Source organism: Streptomyces tendae, assembly GCF_014650435.1.
GTDB lineage: Bacteria > Actinomycetota > Actinomycetes > Streptomycetales > Streptomycetaceae > Streptomyces > Streptomyces tendae.
Genome location: NZ_BMUY01000110.1, coordinates 1 through 566, shown reverse-complemented (window position 1 = coordinate 566; position 566 = coordinate 1). Strand labels below are relative to the sequence as shown.

General features: G+C 36.9%; 1 protein-coding gene. It reads right to left on the bottom strand.

What is annotated here, in order from left to right; genetic code table 11:
• On the bottom strand, positions 1–566 hold a 566-nt coding region (locus tag IE258_RS40875; RefSeq protein ID WP_229892795.1), incomplete at both ends, for a hypothetical protein.

Below are 566 nucleotides of genomic sequence, written 5' to 3'. Positions count from 1 at the left end.
GTTGCAAAGTTAGGATCATCTCCTAATGCTTTTGCAATCTCTTCTAGAGTATCTAATACTCCAGGAGCAGAACCAATAACCTTTTGGATTGCAGCTTCTACTTGTTCGGCATTCTGATAGTTAGAATCGTTTTCCAACTGAGATACCTTAGTAATGTAGTTAGCAAATTCCTGGATATTATCTAACTTAGCTTTTAATAAGTCGGTAAAGTCATTTGAAGAAAGCTCTTTGCCATCTACTTTATCAACCTTTCGGTCATTCAAGTTTTCAACAGCCTGAACTCTATCTGATACTTCCTGAGTAATCTTATTCTCTAACAGAGTGTCTGCCTGAGTACGATTAAGGGTTTCGGTATCAATATTATTCTGAAGCTTGGTATCTTCTTGTAGTCTACTTTGAGCCTCATCATTGATATCTTTAGATATAGCTACCAAATCATCTTTGTGATTTTCCATAGCTGTAGTCAGAGAATCCTTAAGAGCTTGTTCAGCAGCCTTAGCTCTTTCTACTTCGGTTTGAATAGCAGTAGTGTTATTAGTTACTTTCTCCCTGAGCTCATCTAAAGA